The following is a 17,947-nucleotide window of genomic DNA, read 5'->3' on the forward strand; positions in this document are numbered from 1 at the left end:
GCCGCGGGGCCCCTTGTTCCTCCGCCCGCCCGGGGGGGGGGGGGGGGGGCGGGGCCCGGCCCCCCCCCCCCGCGCCCCGCCTCTCACGCGTACAGCGCGGCCAGGTTCGGCAGCCGCAGCGCCACCCGCTCCGCGTCGTCGAAGTCGAAGTCCCACTCCGGGTCCAGCGCGGGGTATCTGATCGAGAACGAGCCACCGGGCAGGTCCTCGCCGGTCGCCGCCCGGTGCGCCTCCCAGGCCAACGCGAGCATCGACTCGCACTCCACCTCCTCCCCCTCCGCCGCCGCGGCCCTGATCACCGGCAGCTCGGCCAGCGTGTCCGGATCGGCGACGACCCGCTCGAACACCTCACGCCCCTGCGCTGTCAGCCAGCCCCGGAAGTAGTCGAAGCCGTCGTCGGAACAGCCTCCGTTGATCGTGTACGCCGCGGCCCACAGCGGTGCCCGGTAGGAGGCGGCCATCAGGTCCCACAACAGCTGCTGCGCGGCGACGATCTCCTCCACGGGCCGGGCGGCGAGCAGTTCACGGGCCCGCTCGACGACGGCCTCCGCATCCGTCGGGTCGGTGACCTGTGCGCGGGCGTCGTCGATCAGATTCCAGAAGTCCGTCCTGTCCATGGGGTGCAGCATGACGGAGAGGTCTGACAGTCGGGCGGACGCCCGGTCGCGTGGAACCGGGCGGGCGTGGAAGCGGGCCACCGAAGAAGCAGGGACCCCGAGGGAGCCGGGGCGTTGCCGTCACCGCCTGCCCAACTCACCGAACCAGCGCACGATCGCCGACGTGGCCGCGACATTGGACCCCAGGTGACGGGATCTCTGGTAGTCGACAGCGCCGAGATCGACGACCGGGGCGTTCACGCCGTTCCTGAGCAGAGCCGCTCGGCAGTGCTCGGTGTTGGCGGTGTCGGCCTGCTCGTCCCCGGTCGCCATGTAGAGCCGGACCGGGGCACGGGGGGCCCAATCGTTGCATACGGCGTCGGTTGTGCGCAGCGCCGCCGCCAGCGGCCCCGTCGGATGCGTGAGCAATGCGCGGCCGTGCTCGGTCAGCAGCTCGTCCAGAGTGCCCGGGGTGCCCTGCATCAGTTGTTGCCCCGTGTGTGCGCCGTCGAAGAGCCCCTCGACGGTGTCGGCGTAGGGATCCGAGAAGACCTCGCCCGGGCTGTCGTAGATGTGGTGGAGACGGTTGAACGCCACCAAGGTGTACGCCGCGTACAGCACACCGGACTTGGTATCCAGCCTGCCCTGAAGCAGCGCGGGCAGCTCGACGCCACCGAAGTCGTACGCGCCACTGACCGGTGCCAGCGCGCCCAGCCTGAACCAGCGGTCCTCGCCCGCCTGAAGAGCCCGGCCGAGCCCCAGTGCCGCGGAGGCTCCCTGCGAGAAGCCGGTGACCATGACCTCGCGCTCCAGCACATGTCCGGTGCGGGGCGCGAAGGCGCGGGCCGCCCGCAGCATGTCCAGGGATGCCGTGGTCTCGGAGCCGATGTCCATCCAGGGGTGCAGACCGGGACCCTTGCCCATGCCCAGGTAGTCGGGCGCGACCCCCGCGGCCCCGGCCGACGCGTGCGCGATCACCGACGCGGACACGAACGCGCCGCGCCGCATGGACGGGGAATCGTCCTTGTGACTGCCGGTGCCGTGCGCGAAGGAAACGGCCCGCAACCGTCCCTCGCCGTCGAGCGGCAGCACGAACAGCCCGCTCGCCGTGGTGGGCCGCCCGTACGCGTCGACGGTCCGGTAGACCAGTCGGTACGCGACCACGCCGTGCCGGACGGTGTCGTCCCCGAACCCGGCCGAGCCCAGCTCGGCGGCCACGGCCTGCGGGGTCGCGAGCGTGTACAACTTCTCGGCGGAGACCAGCGTGCCCCGGCCGCGCTCCTCGTGCCGCACCTGGGCATGGGCGGCGGGCGGAGCGGCGGCGGTGGCGACGGCCGACCCGCTCAGCAGCAGTCCGCAGCAGAGGGCTGCCGCTCTGAGACCGCTGCGGTACCGGGTTCCACCGCGCGGCGATGTCGAGGCGGGGACGGCCATGATTTCCTCCAAGTACGGTTCGGATCAAGCCCGTTCAGCCTCACGCGCGGCGAGTGCCGGCGCACTGGTGCGGGCCCCCGGCTTCTCCTGGAGGCTGCCCCCGGTCACGGAGCCGACCGAAGGGCCGGCCCAGCGGGCGGAGACCGAGGCGCTGAAGGCGGCCGTAGGCGGTCAGGCCGCACCGACCCCTTGCCGGGGGCCGGTGCCTTCGTCGGCGGGCACCGAGGCCCGCCGCCCCGCCACGACGAGGGCCAGGGACACGGTGAGGGAGGCCGCGGCCATCACCGCCATCGCCGTCCCCGGCGAGGTCCGCTGGGCGACGGCACCCGCGAGCGCGGCCGCGACGCCCTGCACGGTGAGCATCCCGGAGGAATGCAGTCCGAGGGCCTGACCGGTGAACTCGTCCGGGGTCAGAGCCATCAGCCGCTCCTGGAACAGCAGACTCGCCGCGAACCCGACCGAGGCGAGCGTGGTCAGAGCGAACGCCACCGGCAGCGCCGGATACGCGGCGAAGAGCAGATACGGGGCGGCCAGGAGCAGCTGCAGCGGGGTCGCCAGTCGTCCCCGCCAGTGCCTGGCGACGAACCGGCCCGCCACCGTGTCCCCGACGAGCATCCCCAGCGCGCCGAACGCGAAGAGGAGCCCCGCGTGTTTTGGGGAGTACGGAACGAACAGCGACTCGCAGCCCACGATCAGCCCGTTCGGCACCCAGAGCGCGAGGTAGACCCGGCGGCGCGGACCGGACGACCACAGCACGGCGTTGGTCCGCCAGGTCTCGGCGACCGACGGCCGCCCGGCGGCGCGCGGCGGCCGGTGCACGAGCCCGAACCGGGCGACGGCCGCACCGGTCAGATACAGGGCGGCGGCGACCAGCAGTGTGCCGCGCGCGGTGAGCGTCGCCACCAGGAGTCCGCCGAGCGCGAACCCGCCGATCTGCATCAGGCCCGAGCACATGTTCAGCACCGAACGCCCCAGCAGATAGCCGTCCTTGGGCAGCACCTCGTTGAGCAGGCCGTACCGCACCCCACCGCCCACGGCGGCGATCACGCCTTCGACCAGGATGATCGCGAAGAGCACCGGCAACGGGAGCCCGGGGACGGCGAGCACGGCGGTGGCCAGCCCGAAGGCGAGAGCCATGCCGGACATCGCGGCCCGCGGCGGCAGCCGGTCCGCCGCCGACATCAGCACGGTCGCCCCGATCACCTGGGCGAGCGAGGAGCCGAACATGGACAGCGCGGTCAGCAGCGGCGAGTCGGTCGCGGCATAGACGAGGGTGCCGAGGGCCAGCCCGCTCATCGTCGACGCGGCGACCTGTACGGCACTGGTCGCGAAGAGCGGCCGGAACTGCGGCGCTCGGAAGAGTTCCCGATAGGTACGCATGCGGGGAGTCTCGGAGGCCGTTCCCGCACGTCGATATTGTTTCGCGGGGAGGCGAAAGGTCATGGGCCTGTGGCAGATCAACACGGACACGCTCGCGGGGAGCCGGTTCGTCGTGTCGCCGCTCGCCGAGACCATCTCCGCCCTGAACGCCCTGGAATGGGGACGGGCCGAGCACCCCGGCGAACGGGCCTGGCTCGATGTCCATCTGCCCGCCTACCGGGCGCGGCAGGCCGCCGACCCGGTCGCCGCCCTCCTGGTACCGGCGGCACTCGGCGGCAGCTGGAACGCCGACTTCATCACCCCCACGCCGACGGGCGAGGGTGCGCCGTCCCTGGAGGAGGAGCTGGCCCCGGTCCGGGCCACCACGCCCGGGCGCGCCCGCGCCGACCTGGTTGTGTCGCTCGGCGGCCGTCCGCTCCCGGAACTCCTGGACCGTGACGACCTGGCGCAGCGCGCCGCCGACGTACTGCACTGGGTCTGGCGGTACACGGTCCTGCCGGACTGGCCGCGCCGCCGCCGGATCATCGAGGCGGACGTCGTCGCGCGCACCGGACAGCTGAGCCAGGGCGGCTGGGCCGCCGCCCTCAGCGGTCTGCGTCCGGGAATGAGGTGGCTCGGCGGGAGCCGGCTCCAGATCAACGCGCACGACTACCCGCCGAAGCAACTGTCGGGTGTGCGGCTGTTGTTCGTCCCGGTCACCCAGCGCAGCGGCTGGGTCTCCTGGGACGACGACGCCCTGCGGTACGCGGTCGTCTACCCGTGCTCGGGCACCCTGGCCGACGCGGGCCGGGACCGGGTGCCGGACGGTCTGGGCCGCCTGCTCGGCCCCGCGCGGGCGGCGGTCCTGGTCCTCCTCGCCTCCCCGAAGAGCACCACCCAACTGGTGGCCCTGACCGGCCAGGGGCTGGGTTCGGTGGGTCGCCACCTCAGGGTCCTGCTGGACTCCGGCCTGGCCGACCGCCGCAGAGCGGGGCGGTCGGTGCTGTACTTCCGCACGGACGTGGGCGACGCGCTGGTGGGTGCCCAGCGGGACGGCTGAGGGGGAGCGGGCCCTCCGGCCGGCCCCGGGCGGGCATAGGCTGCGGGCAGAGCATCGGAGTCATGCGGTGACGAACGGAGAAGGTCCTGCCAACTCCCGGCGCGACACATTCGCGTGACGAATCATCAGGGAGGTTTTACCGTGGCGGATCAGGGCCGGGGGAGCGACGAGCGGCGCCGGAAGGTCGATCCGGCCGAACTGGGACCGGTCCTCGCGACGTACCGGGAACGCCCGACGATGGGCAAGCTCGCCCTGGTCGTCGTCCCGGCCGCCGCGTTCCTGCTGTTCGGCGGCATACCCGACTCCATGCCGGGCGTCGGGCACCTCGTGTTCGACGTCATCTGCGTCCTGCTGTTCGTCTGGGGGGTTTTCGAGCTGCCCCGCTCCCTCGCCTCCTGGCTGATCCTGCACGAGGACGGAATCGTCCACCGGGGCCGGCGCAAGGTGTGGTGGGCGCACCGCTGGGAGGACTTCCACGACGTGGTCCTGACCCGTCATGTCACCCATCTCGGGTCGACCGCCGTACGGCCGATCTCGGACCGGATCGTCGCTCGCCTGTGGACGGCGACCGGTCAGGGCGCCCGTGATCTGTCCGGCAACTACTTCCTGACCGACATCGGTGCCGGACTCCTGCGTACCTTCCTGCGCTCCCCGGGCAGCCTGACACCGATGCTCGGGGGGATCGTCGACCGGGTCGCCGCGGCGCGCGCACAGCACGACGTGCGCCAACTGGCCACCGAGGGCGGCGTGGTCCGGTACGGACCCATCGAGATCGGCACCACGTACCTGTACGTCAAGGGTGCCGCGGACGAGATCCCGTGGGACGAGGTCACCCGGGTGACCGTGGACGACCACCAGGTCGGCGTCACCGTTCCCCATCTGCGGCGCCGCATGGAAGGACTCAAGCTCAAGGCGGACGGCCGCCGGGAGAACTACCGCGTCGGCGGGGACAACACCCTGTACATCGAGGCCAAGGACATGAGTCCGTGCCGGAAGGCGATCATCTGGGCCGTCATGTCCCACCTCGGGGAGTCCCTCGGCAAGGACACGGACAGGGAATCGTGGTGACCGCGCCCCGGGGCAGGGCCCGCACGGGGCGCACCGCTCGATCACGATCGCGCCGCGCGGTCGTGAGGGACCGGGGCGACTCGCCGCCCTTCCCGGGCCGGGCGAGCAGTAGCTGAAGGGCCGTCAGCGGCCGAGCCACTCCGCGACCTCGACCGGGTCCCCGACGGTCACCACGCCCTCGCAGACCACCGCGTTCTTCGCGCCGAAGCTCACCTTGTTCTTGTACTCCGGCTCGCGCCGGTACGTGGCCAGGGTCCGGACCGGTTCCGGGCCCGCACGGCGGCCCGTGCGCTGGTCGACGAGCGGGACGCTGCACCGCATCGCCCGTACGGAATAGGCGAGTTCCACGGAACCGAGGGTCATCCGGCGCACCCGGTCCTCGAAGTGCGGTTCGTCGTTGCCGGTCAGGACGATGTTGGGGCGGAAACGGTCCATCGGCACAGGTTCGGCGTCGCCCCGGGTGGCGATGCGGGCGTTGAGGTCGTCCAGGGAGGCCGTCGAGGCGACCAGCACCGCGTGTGCGTCGGCGAAGTTGACCTTGCCCGGGGTGTCGCCCCAGCCGTCCCGGTCGAAGCCGGGGGCCACCCGTACCAGGCGGGACTCGGCTCCGAGCGCCTCGGAGAACCATTCCGCGACCTCGTCCCCCTGGTCGGCCGCCGCGCCGAGCGGGCGGTCGAACATGCTGACCTCGCGGCGCGGGCCGTCCCGGTCGACCTTCAGTCGGAGCGGCTCGACGCCCTCGGCGGACAGGTCCAACACCGCGCCGGCTTCCAGGACCTCGACCCTGATCGCGGCCATCGAGGCATGCGTGCGCTGACTGCGGAACGCGCCGTCCGCGGCGTCGACCACCATGAACGTCCGGTCGTGTGCGAGGCCGGTCCCGAGGACCTGTGCGGATTCGACCACGGTTCCGGCGCAACCCTTGATCGGGTAGTAGGTCAGTTCTCGAACGGTGATCGTCATGACGTCCCCTCCGGGGCAGCCGCTTCGAGGTCGTCGACGCTGCCGGACATGATGGTGCGGATGTGCTGGGTGAGGTGGTCGACGGGCCAGTCCCACCAGGCGACGGCCAGGAGTCGGGCGATGGTCTCGTCGTCGTACCGGGTGCGGATCAGCTGGGCGGGATTGCCGCCGACGATGCCGTAGTCGGGTACGTCACCGGTGACGACCGAGCCGGCGCCGATGATCGCACCGTGCCCGATCCGTACGCCCGGCATCACCATGGAGCCGTAGCCGAACCAGACGTCGTTGCCGACGATCGTGTCGCCCCGGCCCGGCAGCCCGGCGAGCAGGTCGAAGTGCTCGGTCCATGAGCCGCCCATGGTGGGGAAGGGGAACGTCGACGGGCCGTCCATCCGGTGGTTGGCGCCGTTCATGATGAACCGCACCCCCGTTCCCAGCGCGCAGAACTTCCCGATGACGAGCTTCTCCGGACCGTAGTGGTAGAGCACGTTGCGGGTCTCGAACGCCGTCGCGTCGTCGGGGTCGTCGTAGTACGAGTAGTCACCGACCTCGATCAGTTCGGACGTGACCAGGGGCTTCAGCTGTACGACCCGGGGCTGGCCCGGCATCGGGTGCAGGACGGTGGGGTCGGCAGGGGGAGCGCTCATGGCGCCCATCATTGCATTCACCTCGCATGATGTAAGTTCCCTTTGGGAACTCACATGCATTCGAGAGGGGAACATGTCATGACGACGGCGCGATGGACCGAGGTCGACGACTACTTCAACGGCCTGCTGGTGGGCTCGGACGAAGCCCTGGACGCGGCCGTCGAGGCCAGTGACGAGGCCGGGCTCCCGGCCATCCAGGTCGCCGCCAACCAGGGCAAGCTGCTGCACCTGCTGGCCAGGCTCCAAGGGGCGCGCACCGTGCTGGAGATCGGCACCCTGGGCGGCTACAGCACGATCTGGCTGGCCCGCGCGCTGCCCGAGGGGGGCAGGCTCGTGACGCTCGAATCCGATCCCGGGTGCGCCGAGGTCGCGCGGGCCAACATCGAGCGGGCCGGTCTCTCGGACGTCGTGGAGATCAGGGTCGGGCGGGCCCTGGACACGCTGCCGGAACTCGCGGAAGAGGGATGCGGGCCCTTCGACGTCGTGTTCATCGACGCCGACAAGCCGAGCAACCCCGACTACCTGGCCTGGTCGCTGAAGCTGACCCGGCCCGGCAGCCTGATCATCGCCGACAACGTCGTACGCGACGGCGAGGTGGTCGACGGCGGCAGCGACGACCCGAAGGTGCAAGGTGTGCGCCGCTTCACCGAACTCGTCGCGGCCGAACCGACGTTGAGCGCGACCGCGCTGCAGACGGTCGGCAGCAAGGGGCACGACGGACTGATGATGGCGCTGGTCACCGACGGCCGGTAGGACGCGGCGAGCGCGGCACCGGCCGGGGACGAGGGATGTCCCGGTCCGCGCGATGTGACACAGAGGCCCGCGTCGGCGGCCCACACGCGTGTGCCGTCCGGGTCCGGCGCGGGCTGGAAGTGGTGGAGCAGGGCGTCGCTGACGCGGCCGAGGGCGTAGAGCTCGTGACGGAGATACAGATCCGGTCGCTCGGGCACCTTCCCGCCGGTGCGCCAGGCACCGTCCGCGGAGGCATGCGCGATCGCGTCGCGGTAGCCCCGTCCGGTCCTTGCCAGCCACGGTACGGCCACCCGGCCGAAGGCATCCGGCCCTTCGTGGTCGACCAGGGCGCGGAAGAGTTCGCGGGCGTCGGTCTCCTCCTCGTGCATGCGCAGAGCGTAGGAGCGAACCGTGGGCCGGTCGACGGATTTACGCCTCGGCGTCCGGGCCGGCCAGATGCGCGACCCGGAGCGCGCCTCGCGCGGCAGCCGGGCGTCGGCGGTCCCGCGCCGCCCGACGTGGTGGAAAGCCTCCAAGAGCGGCTGAGCATTACTGTGCCTGACGAGGCGACTGTCGGTGTTCGTGCGGTCGCAGACTTGCAGGGTGTGGTGCGGGCCTCCGTGCCGCCACCTCCATTCGTGACGACCCGAAGGGCCCGAGCCCATGAACGAACGCGTCATCGCCCCCAAGAACCGCGGCTTCCTCTTCCTCGATTCCCACCCGGCCGGCTGCGAGCGCCTGGTGCAGGACATGTGGCGGGCCGTCCCCGCGCCCTCCCGGGTGCCGGACCGGGCACCCGTGGCACTGGTCATCGGCTCCTCCGCCGGGTACGGGCTGGCCGCGACGATCGCCGGCCTCGCCCGGGCCGGCATCCGCGGGATCGGGGTCTGCTTCGAGAAGGCCCCCGGACGCCGCACCGGTACGGCCGGTTGGTACCGCACGGCCGCGACCGCCGAACTCGCCCGGCGGCACGGTCACGACATGGTGTTCCTCAACGGGGACGCGTTCTCCGACGAGATGAAGCACCAGGTCGCCCAGGTGCTGGAGGAGCGCTTCGGCGGCCGTCTGGACCACCTGATCTACTCGGTGGCCGCCCCGCGCCGCACCGACCCCGACACCGGGACCACCTACGCGTCCGTCCTCAAGCCCGTCGGCGAGGCGTACAGCACCAAGACCCTCGTCTTCGACGACCGGGGCGCCGGCGAGGTGCGGGAGGTCGAGACGCAGCCCGCCGACGGCGACGACATCGAGCAGACCATCGCCGTCATGGGCGGAACGGACTGGGAACGGTGGATCGACCATCTCGCCGACCGCGGGCTGCTCGCCGATGGATTCAGCACCGCCGCCCTCTCCTACATCGGTTCCCCCCTGACCGCCGCGATCTACCGGCAGGGCACCATCGGCGCCGCCAAGTCCCATCTCGAAGCGACCGCCCGCATCCTCGACGAGCGGCTCGCGAAGCTGGTGGACGGCCGCGCGGTCACCTCCGTCAACGCGGCGGCCGTCACCCAGTCCTCGACCGCGATCCCCGGCATCGCCCTCTACGTCGGGCTGCTCCGCGGCGTCCTCGGCGACGCCATGGTCCCGCCGATCGGGCAGCTCACCGACCTGTGGGACCAGCTCACCGGTGCCCGCCCACTCGAACTCGACGACGAGGGGCGTGTGCGCCTGGACACCTGGGAGCTCGATCCTGCTGTCCAGGCGGCCGTCACCGAGCGGTGGAACGCGGCCACCACCGAGAACATCACCGAACTCGCCGACCTCGACTGGTTCCACGCCGAAGTGCAGCGCCTGTACGGGTTCGCCGTGCCCGGCATCGACTATGCCGCGCCGGCCGAGACCGACACCGCCTGGCCGGACGCCACCGCCCCCTGAAGCGGTCCGGTCCGGGTCCGGTGAACGTCCTTCGGCCAAACCCCTTCGACACGCTCCGCGGATCCGGTCATGATCGGGCGCATGACTTTGCACATGATCGACCCGGTTCGTATCGGTACCGAACAGCTGCCGGGAGGGCGGCAGCTGGGCTGGGCCGAGTGGGGACCGGCGGACGGGGTGCCGGTGCTGCTGTCGCCGGGGGCGGCCACCAGCAGGCATCTGGGGTTCGGTCACGACGTGGCGGCCGGCCTCGGCGTGCGGCTGATCTCGCTGGACCGTCCGGGGCTGGGCGCCTCCTCACCGGTGCCCGGCCGCACCTTCGGGGACTTCGCCGACGACATCCGCGCGTTCGCCGCCCTGCGCGGCCTGGGCCGGCCCCTGATGGTCGGCAACTCGCAGGGAGCGCCCTTCGCCCTCGCGTGCGCCGCCGCCGACGTGATCCACGCGCTCGCCGTGGTCTCCGGCGCGGACGAGGTCGCCGCACCGCGGTTCGCCGACGCGCTTCCGGACGACCTGCGGGGCCTGGTCGACCTGGCGGTGTCCGACCCGGCCGCCGCCGAGAAGGTCTTCGCCGGGTTCGCCGCGCAGGCGATGTGGGACATGGTCATGTCCGGCAGTCCGGAGCGCGACCTCGCCGTCTATCAGCAGCCCGCGTTCGCGGCCGCCTACCGGCGCGCGCTCGACGAGGCGTTCGCGCAGGGGGCCGCCGCGGGCTATGCCCGGGACACGGTTCTGGCCATGGGGCGCTGGGGCATCGCACTGTCGGACATCGCCGTACCGGTCGACCTCTGGTACGGGGAGGAGGACACCGGTCACTCGCCCGATCTCGGCGCCGGTCTGGCCGCGCGCATCCCGGGTGCGGTCCGGTACCTGGTGCCGGACGCGGGCGGGGCGGTGCTCTGGACGCATGCCGAGCAGGTGCTGAGCACGCTGCTGGGGCGCGCCGCGGGCCGCTGAGCCGCCGGACGCACAGAAGGACCCCCGCCCGTCACGTCCGGGCGGAGGTCCTCCCTTCATCCGCCTGCCCGGTGAAGGTTGAGAAGACGATCACGAGGCAGGACGTTCGTGTGCCTCCCGGTCAGGGGGCGAGCAGCAGCACGTCGGCGCGCTCCTTGGCGGCCGCGTAACGCTTCGCCACGTCCTGCCAGTTGACGACGGCCCACATGGCGTCGATGAAGTCGACCTTCTGGTTCTTGTACTGGAGGTAGAAGGCGTGCTCCCAGGCGTCGAAGACCAGGATCGGGGTGGAGCCCTGGCCGACGTTGCCCTGGTGGTCGTAGACCTGCTCGACGATCAGCCTGCCGCTCACCGGCTCGTAGGCGAGGACACCCCAGCCGGAGCCCTGCGTGGTGGCCGCGGCCTTCGTCAGCTGGGACTTGAAACCGGCGAACGTGCCGAACGACTCCGTGATCGCGTCCGCGAGGTCGCCGACACCGTCCGCCGCGAGGGGCTCGCCGCCGCCGTCGCCGGTCATGTTGTGCCAGTAGATCGAGTGCAGGATGTGGCCGGAGAGGTGGAACGCGAGGTTCTTCTGGAGCCCGTTGATCGCTCCCCAGGCCTCCTTGTCGCGCGCCTCTGCCAGCTGCTCCAGGGTGTCGTTCGCGCCCTTCACATAGGCGGCGTGGTGCTTGTCGTGGTGGAGCTCGATGATCTGCGGATTGATGACCGGTTCGAGCGCCGCGTAGTCGTACGGGAGTTCCGGGAGCGTGTACGTGGCCATGTGGTCGAACCCTCCAGCTGCTTTCCTGTTGTTATTGCAACCACTATGCAGGAGCAGGCTAACAGCAGGAGGGGATGATGGTGATCAGCCCTTCGACTTAGGACCGGGCGCGCGTCGTCCCGCGTGCACGCGGCCGGTGCGGCGACCGGGCGCGCACCGCTCACTCACGCGCGGGCCCGCGCACGGGCCTCGGCGAGCCGGGTCAGGTGGTCCTCGTACGCCTTCGCGTAGAACGACGCCCGCGCCGGGTCGGGTTCGACGACCGTGGTCGGGGCCGTCCAGGCGGCCGTGTCCAGCTCCGCCCCGAAGCGCCGCGCCGCCGCGAGCACCGCGCCCCGCGCACCGACCTCGCCCTCCACGATCCGGACCGGTCGGCCCAGTACGTCCGCGAACAGGCGCATCCAGGCGGGGGAGCGGGTGCCGCCGCCGCACAGGGCGAGGGAGCCGGTGAGGCCCGAGGCCTCCAGGCAGTGGCGGGCGGCGAAGCCGATGCCCTCGCAGACCGCGCGGATCAGATCCGCCGGGGTGGTCTCCAGGGACACGCCGGTGAGCTCGGCGCGCAGGCGTGGCTCGACGAACGGGGCGCGCTCGCCGGACGGGGCGAAGTAGGGGAGTACGTGGACACCGTTCGCGCCGGGCGGGGTGGCGGCGAGCAGGGGGTCGACCTCCGTGTGCCGCACGCCGGTGGTGCTCAGGACCCAGTCGAGGGCCGCGGTGCCGACCATCGCGGGCATGGCGCGCAGCCAGTGGCCGGGCCGGTCGGTGGAGATGTGGAGACCGGCGGGCTCGCCGTTCAGATCGAGTCGTTCGGTGGCCACCAGGGCGGCCAGACAGGTGCCGACGATCAGCAGACCGTCACCGGGACGGGTGACGCCCGCGCCGAGGGCGCAGGCCGGCAGATCGTACGGGCCGTTGGAGATCCTTACCCCGGAGGGGAGTTCGGCGGTGGCGACCGGGTCGCTGACCGGGGCGAGGAGCGAGGCCCGGTGGTCGAGGCCGAGCGCGGCCACGACGTCGGACGAGTACGTACGGGTCATCGGGTCCAGGAACGGCATCGACGCGTCGGAGACGTCCGTGGCCCGCACCCCGGTCAGCCGTTGGAACACCATGTCCTTGCAGTACAGCGCGGTCGTCGCCGCGTCGAGCGAGGCCGGGTCGTGACGGTCGAGCCAGGCCAGCACCGGGCCCGGACAGCCGGGGAACATCGCGCTGCCGGTGCGCCGGTAGACCGCCCCGAAGACACCGGACGCCTGCCAGGCGTCGACCAGTTCATGGGCGCGGCCGTCCATCCAGGAGATCGCCGTACGGACCGGTCGGCCCGCCGCGTCGACCAGCCAGACCCCGTCGCCCTGTCCGGTGAGACCGGCGAACGCGACCCCGTCGGAGCCCAGTGCGGCCAGGACCTCGCAGACCGCTGCGTACACCTCGTCCATGTCCTGTTCCACGCAACCGCCGTGGATCGTGAGTGCCACCGGGCGGGACTCGACGGCCAGTGTCCGGCCGCGCGGGTCGAAGGCCGCGGCCTTCACCACGGATGTGCCGACATCGATGCCGATGTATCTCGTCATGGGTCCGGCCTTCCTCACAGGGCGTGGGCGAGGGGTTCGTCCCGCACGTAGCGCGCCACCTCGGCCGCGGCGATCCGGGCCGCCTTCTGTGCGACGGCCCGGCTGGCGCCCGCCACGTGCGGGGTCATCAGCAGACGCGGGGTGCGAAGGATCCGTGACCCGGCCGGGGGCGGTTCCTGCTCGTACGTGTCCAGTGCCGCGGTCCGCAACCGCCCCGAGTCCAGGGCGTCGCACAGTGCCTCCGTGTCCAGCAGTCCGCCCCTGGCGGCGTTGACCAGAACCGCGTCGCGCGGCAGCAGGGCCAGCTCGCGCGCGCCGATGAGGTGCCGGGTCTCCGGGGTGAGCCTGGCGTGCAGGGTGAGGACACGGGAGCGGTTCAGGAGCGCCTCCAGCGAGGGTGCCCGCATGCCGTGGACGTCGCCCCGCACGTACGGGTCGTACACCTCGACCTCGGCGCCGAACGCGGAGAGCACCCGGGCGACCCGGCTGCCCACCGCCCCGTAGCCGATCAGGCCGACGGGGGTGTCCTCCAGCTCCAGCCCGCAGTTCTCGTACGTGTAGTGGGAGGCGTCCCAGCGGCCGTCGTCGGCGAGGGAGCGGTGGGCCTCGGGGATGCGGCGCAGGGCGCAGAGGATCAGACCCACGGTGAACTCCGCGGTCGCCGCCGCGTTGCGGCCGGGCGCGAAGCAGACCCGCACCCCCCGGGCCCGTGCCGCGGCCGCGTTCACGTTGACCGGGCCGCCCCGGCAGACCACGACCAGCCGCAGATCGGGTGCGGCGGCCAGGACCCGCTCGGTGAACGGGCCCATCTGCGTCACGCACACCTCCACCCCGTCCAGGGCGGCGATCAGCGCGTCCTCGGCGTCGCTGGCCTCGTCGACCTCGGCGACCTTGCCGAAGGGCTCCAGGGGCCAGGGGAGGGTGAGTTCGGTGAGGTGAGGCTCCGTGCCGAGAGGGCCGAGGGCGCGCCGCAGGGCCTCGGAGATCAGGGAGTTGCGGACGAAATGGTCACCGGCGACCAGAATTCTCGTCGTGGGGCGGACCGTCGCGGGGCGGTTCATCGCAGAGCGTCTCCTGTCCGGGAGTCGAAGACATGGATGTGCCGGGGGTCGGCGGTGATGCGTACGGTGTCGTCCCGGTCGAGCCGTACCTCCGGACCGGTCACGGCGACCAGGGGCTCCGCCACCCCGTCGAGCGAGAGCGTGGCGATGCCGGATTCCAGCAGGGGTTCATGGGCGGCGACCCGGGCCCGTGCACCAGTGTCGTCCAGGCGCAGGTCCTCCGGGCGGATGCCGAGCACCACCGCGCGTCCCGCCGCCGGGCGGTGCGGTACGGGGATGCGCACGGAGTCCGAGAGCCGTACCCCGCCCGCCCCGTCGGCCGTCCCCGGCAGCAGATTGATCGCCGGTTCCCCGACGAAGTCGGCGACGAACAGATTCACCGGCGCGTCGTAGATCTCCTCGGGGGTGCCGAGCTGCTGGATCTCGCCGTCCCGCATCACCGCGATCCGGTCGGCGAGCGACAGCGCCTCCTCCTGATCGTGCGTGACGAGGATGGTGGTGTGGCCGCTGTCCCGCTGGATGCGCTTCAACTCCCGTCGGGTGGTGTCGCGCTGGGCGGCGTCCAGATGGGACAGCGGCTCGTCGAGCAGCAGCACGTCCGGGGTGCGGATCAGGGCGCGGGCGAGGGCGACCCGCTGCTTCTGGCCGCTGGAGAGCCCGGCGGGGCGCGCGTCCAGCAGATCCGTGATCCCGATGCGTGCGGCCATGTCGGCCACCCGGCGGCGGATCTCGGCCCGGCCGTACCGGCGCCGGGCGGCGAGTCCGAATCCGAGGTTCTCCGCGACCGTCAGCGGCGGGTACAGGGCGTAGTTCTCGAACGCCACCCCGATGTTGCGCCGCTGGGCGGGGAGTCCCACCACCGAGGTGCCGCCGATGAGGATGTCGCCGCCGGTGACCGGCTCCAGTCCGGCGATCATCCGCAAGGTGGTGGACTTGCCGCAGCCGGACGGGCCGAGCAGCCCCAGCAGTTCGCCGGAGCGCAGTTCGACGTCGAGGGAGCGGACCGCTTCGACGGCGGCCCGGCCACGTCCGGTGTAGGTCTTGCGCAGTGCGCGCAGGACCAGTTCAGTCATCCGTCATCGCCGCCTCCCGTTCCGGACTCGCGGCCGGTGCCGCAGACCTCGTAGGGCACCTTGTGCTCGTCGAGTTCGCGCAGGTCCCGCTCGGACGCCCCGTCGTCGACCAGCAGCAGATCGAACCGGGAGAGCGGGGCGAGCCGGTGCAGGGCGACCCGGCCCAGCTTGGAGTGGTCGAGCAGCAGCACATTGCGGCTCGCCGAGTCGAGCATCGCCCGCTTCACGGAGACGATGTGCTGCTCCTGGTGGTAGGCGTAACCGCCGGACGCCGCGGAGGTGGAGGTGAAACAGATGTCGACCTGGAGCGACTGCACCGCCTCCACGCAGGAGACGCCGAGGAAGGAGGAGTGCAGCGGATCGAAGTCGCCGCCGAGGCCCATCAGATGGATGCCGCGCTCCTGCGACAGCAGGTTGATCGCCTCCAGGAAGTTGGTGACGACGGTCAGCGGGGTGATGGAGCGCAGCCTGCGCGCTATCTCCAGGGTGGACGTCGAATCGTCGAGCATCACCGCCATGCCCGGTTCTATGAGCCGCAGGGCCCGCTCGGCGACGGCGGCCTTCTCGGCGCGCATCGTCTTCAGCCGGTAGGAGACGTTCGATTCGAAGACCCCGGACGGCTGGGCGGTGACACCGCCGCGGAACTTGCGGACGATGCCCTGCCGTTCCAGCTCGTCCAGGTCCCGGTGGATGGTCATCAGACTGACGTCGAAGCGTTCCGCCAGCTCGGCGGCGCTCACCTCGCCCTGTGCGAGGACGTACTCGGCTATGGATGCCTGGCGAGGGGCGGGGCCCCGCTGCGGAACGTTGCTCACGTGCTGATCCTTCGTCCTGGACGTGCCGGCCGGTCGGCCTCGAACAGCAGCAGACTCTCAGGCGGTACGGAGAGCCGGACCGGGCGGTCGGGACTCAGGCCCGACGCGTCGGCGCGCGGGACGACGAGGGACAGCCTCAGGCCGCCGATCCGGACGGTGACCTCGGTGGCCCGGCCCAGCAGTTCGGTCACATGGACGACTCCGGTCAGCTCCAGGCCCTCGCACGTGCCGGCGCCGGCCGGCACCGCACCCGGGCCCTCGCCGGGTCCGAGGAGCCGGATGTCCCGCGGCCTCACGCCCAGTTGGACCGCGGTTCCGGGCGGTGCGGGCACCCTCAGCGGCAGTTCGTACCCGCCGTCGGGCGACCGGACGTGCCCCTCGGCCGTGACCGTGCCCGGCAGCAGATTGATCCGGGGTCTGCCGAAGGACCGGGCGACGAAGGTGTCGTACGGGCGGTGCCACAGCTCTTCGCGGGTGCCGGTCTGCACCATGCGGCCGTCGCTGATCACCCCGATCCGGTCCCCGAGCGCCAGTGCCTCCACCGAGTCGTGGGTGACGTAGAGCGTGGTCGTGCTCCGGACCGAGCCGATCGCCTTCAGCTCCGCGCGCATCGCCTGTCGCAGCTTCGCGTCGAGATGCGACAGCGGCTCGTCGAGCAGGAACGCGCGGGCCGGCCGGACCAGTACCCGGCCGAGCGCCACCCGCTGCCGCTGACCGTTGGAGAGCCTGCCCACCGGACGGTCCAACAGGCCGCCGATCCCGAGGAGTTCGGCGACCTCCCCGATCCGCTCGCGCGCCTCGTGCGCGGGGAGGCGGTGGCGCGGCGAGCGGAGCGGGGAGGCGAGATTGTCGTACGCGGTGCGGTGCGGGTACAAGGCGTACGACTCGAAACACATGGCCACGCCCCGGTCGTACGGTTCCACGCCCGCCATGTCCCTCCCGCCCAGTTCGACCGTCCCGGTCTGTGGCTCCTCCAGGCCGGCGATCGTCTTGAGCGTGGTCGTCTTCCCGGCGCCGGACGGGCCGAGCAGGCAGAAGAACTCGCCCTCGGCCACCTCCAGGTCCAGACCGTCGAGCGCGGTGTTCCTCCCGTACCGCTTGCCGACCCCGCGCAGCGTGATCGCCGCAGGGCCGGTCACGACTTCACCGCCCCGAACGACAGTCCGCGCACCAGATACCGCTGGATGGTGAGCGCCAGCAGCAGCGGCGGGACCACCGAGACCAGGGCCGCCGCGGCCGTCAGGTTGTACTTGGGCCGGTCGCCGCCGAGGAAGGACAGCGCGCCCACCGTCACCGTCTGGGCGTCCGACGAGGTGAGGATCAGCGGGAAGACGAAGTTGTTCCACGCGAAGATGAACGCCAGCAGCGAGACGGCCGCGATGCCCGGTTTCACCAGCGGCAGCGCGACCTTGAAGAACGCCTGCTTGCGGGTGTATCCGTCCAGCAGCGCCGCCTGCTCCAGCTCGGGGGAGAGATCCGAGAAGTACGACCGCATGATCCAGACGATCAGCGGGAGGGTCACCAGTTGCAGCACCCACACCATGCCGACATACGTGTCGAAGAGCCCGAGCTTCTGGTAGAGCACGAACAGCGGGATGATGACGGTGAGTTCGGGTGCGAAGCGGAACGAGAGCAGGGTGAACATCAGGTTTTCCGAGCCGCGGAACCGCCACCGCGCGGCGGCGTAAGCGGCGGGCAGCCCGATCAGCAGCGACAGCGCGACCGCGCCCAGCGACACGACCAGGCTGTTCACGAAGAACCGCACGAACGGCACGCCCTGGTCGTCCCCGGCGCCGAGCACGGTGCGGTAGGAGTCGAAGGTCGGGGTGAACGAGAAGTACGTACTGAACAGCTCGTTCGTCGGCTTCAGCGACAGGATCACCATCCAGGCGACCGGGAACAGCGCGAAGACGAAGTAGAGGATCAGCGCCAGGTCGGCGGCGACGGCGAGCACCCTGCGCCTCATCGCGGCACCT

The 17,947-nt window shown here is 71.7% G+C and carries 17 protein-coding genes; 5 read left to right on the forward strand and 12 right to left on the reverse strand.

From position 1 onward, the window contains the following. Positions 1 to 83 precede the first annotated feature (83 nt). The 3 genes from ACIRP2_RS02250 to ACIRP2_RS02260 all read right to left on the reverse strand — a co-directional run bounded on the left by ACIRP2_RS02250 (position 84) and on the right by ACIRP2_RS02260 (position 3,410). Positions 84 to 617 carry a DUF4240 domain-containing protein gene (locus ACIRP2_RS02250; RefSeq protein WP_404245668.1) on the reverse strand — a complete coding sequence of 178 codons (534 nt, stop codon included), beginning with the start codon at positions 615 to 617 and terminating at the stop codon, positions 84 to 86. Between the two features lie 120 nt (positions 618 to 737). After that, a complete protein-coding gene (locus ACIRP2_RS02255; protein WP_404245670.1) occupies positions 738 to 2,030 on the reverse strand; it encodes an alpha/beta hydrolase family protein in 1,293 nt (430 codons plus the stop codon). A gap of 171 nt (positions 2,031 to 2,201) precedes the next feature. Beyond that, positions 2,202 to 3,410 (reverse strand): MFS transporter, encoded by a 1,209-nt coding sequence (locus ACIRP2_RS02260; protein ID WP_404245672.1) that lies wholly within the window; start codon positions 3,408 to 3,410, stop codon positions 2,202 to 2,204. 61 nt (positions 3,411 to 3,471) lie between these two features. Between ACIRP2_RS02260 and ACIRP2_RS02265 the strand changes: the two genes are divergently transcribed. After that, on the forward strand, positions 3,472 to 4,449 hold the full coding sequence (locus ACIRP2_RS02265; RefSeq protein WP_404245674.1) for an ArsR/SmtB family transcription factor: 978 nt from the start codon (positions 3,472 to 3,474) through the stop codon (positions 4,447 to 4,449). A 141-nt stretch (positions 4,450 to 4,590) separates the two neighbouring features. Further along, positions 4,591 to 5,517, forward strand: a complete 927-nt coding sequence (locus tag ACIRP2_RS02270; protein ID WP_404245676.1) for a hypothetical protein — start codon at positions 4,591 to 4,593, stop codon at positions 5,515 to 5,517. 123 nt (positions 5,518 to 5,640) lie between these two features. On the opposite strand, the gene ACIRP2_RS02275 is transcribed toward ACIRP2_RS02270, so the two are convergent. Together ACIRP2_RS02275 and ACIRP2_RS02280 are read right to left on the reverse strand one after the other, a co-directional pair. Continuing rightward, on the reverse strand, positions 5,641 to 6,480 hold the full coding sequence (locus tag ACIRP2_RS02275; RefSeq protein ID WP_404245678.1) for an MOSC domain-containing protein: 840 nt from the start codon (positions 6,478 to 6,480) through the stop codon (positions 5,641 to 5,643). Beyond that, positions 6,477 to 7,136, reverse strand: coding sequence for a CatB-related O-acetyltransferase (locus tag ACIRP2_RS02280; RefSeq protein ID WP_404247131.1), 660 nt, complete (start codon positions 7,134 to 7,136; stop codon positions 6,477 to 6,479). Before ACIRP2_RS02280 ends, ACIRP2_RS02275 begins: the two co-directional genes overlap by 4 nt. Positions 7,137 to 7,205: 69 nt before the next feature. Between ACIRP2_RS02280 and ACIRP2_RS02285 the strand changes: the two genes are divergently transcribed. From ACIRP2_RS02285 to ACIRP2_RS02295, 3 genes are all read left to right on the forward strand, one after another. Then, on the forward strand, positions 7,206 to 7,880 hold the full coding sequence (locus ACIRP2_RS02285; RefSeq protein WP_404245680.1) for an O-methyltransferase: 675 nt from the start codon (positions 7,206 to 7,208) through the stop codon (positions 7,878 to 7,880). Between the two features lie 642 nt (positions 7,881 to 8,522). Then, on the forward strand, positions 8,523 to 9,734 hold the full coding sequence (gene fabV, locus ACIRP2_RS02290; RefSeq protein WP_404245682.1) for an enoyl-[acyl-carrier-protein] reductase FabV: 1,212 nt from the start codon (positions 8,523 to 8,525) through the stop codon (positions 9,732 to 9,734). Between the two features lie 81 nt (positions 9,735 to 9,815). After that, positions 9,816 to 10,691 carry an alpha/beta fold hydrolase gene (locus ACIRP2_RS02295; protein ID WP_404245684.1) on the forward strand — a complete coding sequence of 292 codons (876 nt, stop codon included), beginning with the start codon at positions 9,816 to 9,818 and terminating at the stop codon, positions 10,689 to 10,691. Positions 10,692 to 10,812: 121 nt separating this feature from the next. Here ACIRP2_RS02295 and ACIRP2_RS02300 read toward each other — a convergent pair whose 3' ends face one another. The 7 genes from ACIRP2_RS02300 to ACIRP2_RS02330 all read right to left on the reverse strand — a co-directional run bounded on the left by ACIRP2_RS02300 (position 10,813) and on the right by ACIRP2_RS02330 (position 17,937). Continuing rightward, entirely contained in the window at positions 10,813 to 11,454 is a 642-nt protein-coding gene (locus ACIRP2_RS02300) for a superoxide dismutase (protein WP_404245686.1), read from the reverse strand. Between the two features lie 164 nt (positions 11,455 to 11,618). Further along, on the reverse strand, positions 11,619 to 13,022 hold the full coding sequence (locus ACIRP2_RS02305; protein ID WP_404245688.1) for an FGGY family carbohydrate kinase: 1,404 nt from the start codon (positions 13,020 to 13,022) through the stop codon (positions 11,619 to 11,621). Between the two features lie 14 nt (positions 13,023 to 13,036). After that, complete coding sequence (locus tag ACIRP2_RS02310) at positions 13,037 to 14,083, reverse strand: NAD(P)-dependent oxidoreductase (RefSeq protein WP_404245690.1); 1,047 nt, start codon at positions 14,081 to 14,083, stop codon at positions 13,037 to 13,039. Beyond that, the gene (locus tag ACIRP2_RS02315; RefSeq protein ID WP_404245692.1) at positions 14,080 to 15,156 is read right to left on the reverse strand and encodes an ABC transporter ATP-binding protein; all 1,077 of its coding nucleotides are present in this window, start codon (positions 15,154 to 15,156) and stop codon (positions 14,080 to 14,082) included. The genes ACIRP2_RS02310 and ACIRP2_RS02315 overlap by 4 nt, the downstream gene beginning before the upstream one ends. After that, positions 15,153 to 15,971 (reverse strand): DeoR/GlpR family DNA-binding transcription regulator, encoded by an 819-nt coding sequence (locus ACIRP2_RS02320; protein ID WP_391740864.1) that lies wholly within the window; start codon positions 15,969 to 15,971, stop codon positions 15,153 to 15,155. Before ACIRP2_RS02320 ends, ACIRP2_RS02315 begins: the two co-directional genes overlap by 4 nt. Further along, positions 15,968 to 17,110 (reverse strand): ABC transporter ATP-binding protein, encoded by a 1,143-nt coding sequence (locus ACIRP2_RS02325; RefSeq protein ID WP_404245694.1) that lies wholly within the window; start codon positions 17,108 to 17,110, stop codon positions 15,968 to 15,970. The genes ACIRP2_RS02320 and ACIRP2_RS02325 overlap by 4 nt, the downstream gene beginning before the upstream one ends. Beyond that, a complete protein-coding gene (locus tag ACIRP2_RS02330; RefSeq protein WP_404245696.1) occupies positions 17,107 to 17,937 on the reverse strand; it encodes a carbohydrate ABC transporter permease in 831 nt (276 codons plus the stop codon). Before ACIRP2_RS02330 ends, ACIRP2_RS02325 begins: the two co-directional genes overlap by 4 nt. Positions 17,938 to 17,947 lie beyond the last annotated feature (10 nt).

Origin of the sequence: Streptomyces sp. NPDC101194 (genome assembly GCF_044767885.1) — a bacterium.
GTDB lineage: Bacteria > Actinomycetota > Actinomycetes > Streptomycetales > Streptomycetaceae > Streptomyces.

What these genes read in the sequence shown, in the direction of transcription:
- ACIRP2_RS02330 (WP_404245696.1), bottom strand. Translation starts at nt 17,937, where the DNA reads ATGAGGCGCAGGGTGCTCGCCGTCGCCGCCGACCTGGCGCTGATCCTC.
- ACIRP2_RS02255 (WP_404245670.1), bottom strand. Translation starts at nt 2,030, where the DNA reads ATGGCCGTCCCCGCCTCGACATCGCCGCGCGGTGGAACCCGGTACCGC.
- ACIRP2_RS02310 (WP_404245690.1), bottom strand. Translation starts at nt 14,083, where the DNA reads ATGAACCGCCCCGCGACGGTCCGCCCCACGACGAGAATTCTGGTCGCC.
- fabV (WP_404245682.1), top strand. Translation starts at nt 8,523, where the DNA reads ATGAACGAACGCGTCATCGCCCCCAAGAACCGCGGCTTCCTCTTCCTC.
- ACIRP2_RS02285 (WP_404245680.1), top strand. Translation starts at nt 7,206, where the DNA reads ATGACGACGGCGCGATGGACCGAGGTCGACGACTACTTCAACGGCCTG.
- ACIRP2_RS02265 (WP_404245674.1), top strand. Translation starts at nt 3,472, where the DNA reads ATGGGCCTGTGGCAGATCAACACGGACACGCTCGCGGGGAGCCGGTTC.
- ACIRP2_RS02305 (WP_404245688.1), bottom strand. Translation starts at nt 13,022, where the DNA reads ATGACGAGATACATCGGCATCGATGTCGGCACATCCGTGGTGAAGGCC.
- ACIRP2_RS02250 (WP_404245668.1), bottom strand. Translation starts at nt 617, where the DNA reads ATGGACAGGACGGACTTCTGGAATCTGATCGACGACGCCCGCGCACAG.
- ACIRP2_RS02260 (WP_404245672.1), bottom strand. Translation starts at nt 3,410, where the DNA reads ATGCGTACCTATCGGGAACTCTTCCGAGCGCCGCAGTTCCGGCCGCTC.
- ACIRP2_RS02275 (WP_404245678.1), bottom strand. Translation starts at nt 6,480, where the DNA reads ATGACGATCACCGTTCGAGAACTGACCTACTACCCGATCAAGGGTTGC.
- ACIRP2_RS02280 (WP_404247131.1), bottom strand. Translation starts at nt 7,136, where the DNA reads ATGGGCGCCATGAGCGCTCCCCCTGCCGACCCCACCGTCCTGCACCCG.
- ACIRP2_RS02295 (WP_404245684.1), top strand. Translation starts at nt 9,816, where the DNA reads ATGACTTTGCACATGATCGACCCGGTTCGTATCGGTACCGAACAGCTG.
- ACIRP2_RS02315 (WP_404245692.1), bottom strand. Translation starts at nt 15,156, where the DNA reads ATGACTGAACTGGTCCTGCGCGCACTGCGCAAGACCTACACCGGACGT.
- ACIRP2_RS02300 (WP_404245686.1), bottom strand. Translation starts at nt 11,454, where the DNA reads ATGGCCACGTACACGCTCCCGGAACTCCCGTACGACTACGCGGCGCTC.